Origin of the sequence: Klebsiella sp. 10982 (assembly GCF_048589245.1) — a bacterium.
In the GTDB taxonomy this organism is placed as follows: domain Bacteria; phylum Pseudomonadota; class Gammaproteobacteria; order Enterobacterales; family Enterobacteriaceae; genus Klebsiella; species Klebsiella quasivariicola.
In genome coordinates, this window is the sequence record NZ_JBMAXV010000098.1 from 1 (window position 1) to 3069 (window position 3069).

At 56.3% G+C, this 3069-nt stretch carries 2 protein-coding genes; one reads left to right on the forward strand and one right to left on the reverse strand.

Annotated features, from left to right (window positions below; all coding sequences use genetic code 11):
* The coding region (locus ACKLKD_RS27655) for a Tn3-like element Tn5403 family transposase (protein WP_224331400.1) at window positions 1–2336 on the reverse strand (2336 nt) is incomplete at its 3' end.
* A 94-nt stretch (window positions 2337–2430) separates the two neighbouring features.
* Here ACKLKD_RS27655 and ACKLKD_RS27660 point away from each other — a divergent pair.
* On the forward strand, window positions 2431–3036 hold the full coding sequence (locus ACKLKD_RS27660; protein WP_000509966.1) for a recombinase family protein: 606 nt from the start codon (window positions 2431–2433) through the stop codon (window positions 3034–3036).
* Window positions 3037–3069 lie beyond the last annotated feature (33 nt).

Here is a 3069-nt window from a genome sequence, read left to right on the forward strand (position 1 = left end):
TTAAATACGTACAACCGCTTCGATGGCAGATCCCTGATTCGCAGAACGAGATTGTAGCCGAGCAGGCTACTGGCTCCGAACAAATGGTCGGTGAATCCTGCTGTATCGGCATACTGTTCGCGAACATGGCGACCGACCTCGTTCATCAGTAGTCCATCGAGAATATACGGTGCCTCGCTCACGGTCGCCGGGATCGACTGACAAGCGAATGGCGCGAACTGGTCGCTTACGTGAGTATACGCTTTGAGGCCGGGAACAGAACCATATTTGGCATTGACCATGTTCATGGCTTCGCCATGCCGCGCTGTCGGGAAAAACTGACCATCGCTCGATGCTGACGTGCCCATCCCCCAGACGCGTGACATCGGCAGTTTACCCTGCGCGGCCACCACAATTGCCAATGCCTGGTTCATGGCTTCGCTTTCAACATGCCAGCGGGCAAGGCGTGAGAGCTGCCAGTAATCATGCGTGTTTGTAGCTTCCGCCATCTTACGCAGGCCCAGATTGAGCCCTTCAGCGAGCAGGACGTTGAGCAGACCGATCCGGTCGCGACATGGAGCCCCGGTTCTCAGATGGGTAAACGCATCTGTGAAACCAAGGGCTGCATCAACTTCAAGCAGCATGTCGGTAATCCGAACGGACGGCATTCGGCGATACAGATCCAGTATGAGTGCCTCGGCACCATCCGGCACGTCTGCTGTCAACCTGTCGATCCGCAACGTTCCATCTTCTATGCTACCGTGCGGAATAGTGCCGTTACGGGCAGCCCGGGCCAGCCGCTTAAGAGCGATCGTGAGTCGCGCCTTTCTGTCTGCCAGCCAATCCTGTGGGTTGGAAGGCACGGCCAGTTTTGCATTTTCCTGCGCCGCGATCATCGGCACCAGTACCTGCTTGAGGTCACCATAGCGGCGCGAATGAGCGAGCCAGACATCTCCGGAACGAAAAGCATCCCGGAGGTGAAAGAGTACCGCCACTTCCCAAAGACGGGTATCTCCTTTTTCCTGAGCTCGTAAATGACGGTTCCATTTGGAGCTGGGCCGCAGGAAACGCCTTTCTGGCGATGCAACACCTTTCATCTCTCCGATCGACAAAGCTGCTGCTACCAATGGTCCGGCGACCGGCGCGGCTTCGAGCTTCAGACAGCGCAACATGCGGGGCGCATAACGACGAAAGCGATGGTATCCCTGCCCGACATATGCAAGAGGCTCATCGGCTAGCGTGTTGCTGAGTTGAGTCCCTGTCGCTACCAGTTGAGCGAGCCGGTCCCATGCAACCGAACTGGCGACAGCCATCTCCAGCGGGGTTCCGTCACTGCGGGCCTCAAGCAACGAAGCTCCCAGCGCGGTGAAGGTACGGATCGTATCCGTGAGTGTGGCTTTAGAGCCGGAAATTGTTTCGTCATGCTGGCGCTTCGCTTCCCGCCAGGTTTTTCCTACGATCCTGTCATGGGTTTCGACTATGGCATCAGCAATCGCCGCTTCCCACTCCACAACACAGACGGCAAGGATCGCCCAGCGGCGGTCCGAAGTGATGTCACGCAAACCGTCGGTGAAGTAGCGTTCACCCTGCCGACGCAGCCGGGCAATGCGATGGGCAGGTATGCTGGCCAAAGCACTATGATTGATATTCAGGGTACGCAGAAATTCGAGCCTGTCGAGCAAACGGTTAGCAGCAGCCGAGTTGTTACCAACCTCGAAGTTGCGAAGCCAGATGAAACGACTGATATTGCCGGCGAGCATTTCACTCAGAAGTTTGTCCAGGTGATCGCGAACATCCGCTGTTAAATTTTCCGCAATCCGCGTTTCAATCCGCCGCTCAGCGGCGACCAGAGCATCCGCGCACAAGCGCTCGATTGTCGATACTGCGGGCAGAATGGTGGAAGTTTCCCGACACCGCACAATAAAACGATGAGCAAGATCCTCGTTTGATCTGGCATCTTCGGCCTGGCCGAAAGTCCACTCCCGCAGATCACGGGCACCACGGCCCGTGAAGGTCTTGTAGCCGTAAATTTCGCGCAGCGTGTCCATGTGCTGCTGACGGGTTTGGCGCCGTGTGGCATAAGTGAGAAGCGCATCAGCCGGAACTCCAAGCTGAGCACCGACGAAGGAAAGGACTTCACGCGGGATCATCTCACCAGGAGCCAGTGCACGGCCCGGATATCGTAAGGCACAAAGTTGCAGGGCAAAGCCAATCCTGTTTTCCGGTCTGCGGCGCTGCCTAATGTTTTCCAGGTCATCATCGCCCAGCGTGTAGAACTTCAGTAGCGACAGTTCGTCCGTGGGCAGATCGAACAGCGCTGCTCGCTGCCGTTCGGTGAAAATATGGCGTCGTGACATACAAATTCGTCCCTTTTGAAGTATAGTCTGTTTTGGACAACAGCCAGCCCATATAAATCAGGGCGTTCCGATACAAAAATCCAGGAGGGTTCAATTGGGACATCGTGCCGCCATTTACTGCCGGGTTTCAACAGCGGATCAGTCTTGTGAACGCCAGGAATTTGATCTGCGAGCCTTCGCCGGCCGTGCCGGCTACGACGTGGTGGGAATATTTAAGGAAACAGGTTCAGGAACTAAACTCGACCGGGCCGAGCGAAAGAAAGTCCTGGCGCTTGCCCAGTCCAGACAAATTGATGCAATCCTGGTCACTGAGCTTTCCCGGTGGGGGCGCTCGACGCTCGATCTGCTCAATACGCTACGTGAACTGGAGAACTGGAAGGTTTCCGTGATAGCCATGAATGGAATGGCGTTCGATCTTTCGTCGCCGTATGGACGAATGCTGGCGACGTTTCTTTCCGGCATTGCGGAGTTTGAGCGGGATCTCATCAGCGAGCGGGTCAAGTCAGGCCTTGCTGTTGCGAAGGCACGTGGTAAGAGGCTTGGTCGTCAGGCCGGAGTGCGACCAAAATCAGACCGACTTTTGCCTAAGGTGGTTGCGATGAGGGCCGAGGGACGCAGCTATCGCTGGATCGCACGCGAGCTCGGTATCAGCAAGAATACCGTCGCTGACATCGTGCAACGACACAGAGCTAACGCTTAGGGTGTCATTTCGCCCTCAGCCGGAACCGACCCC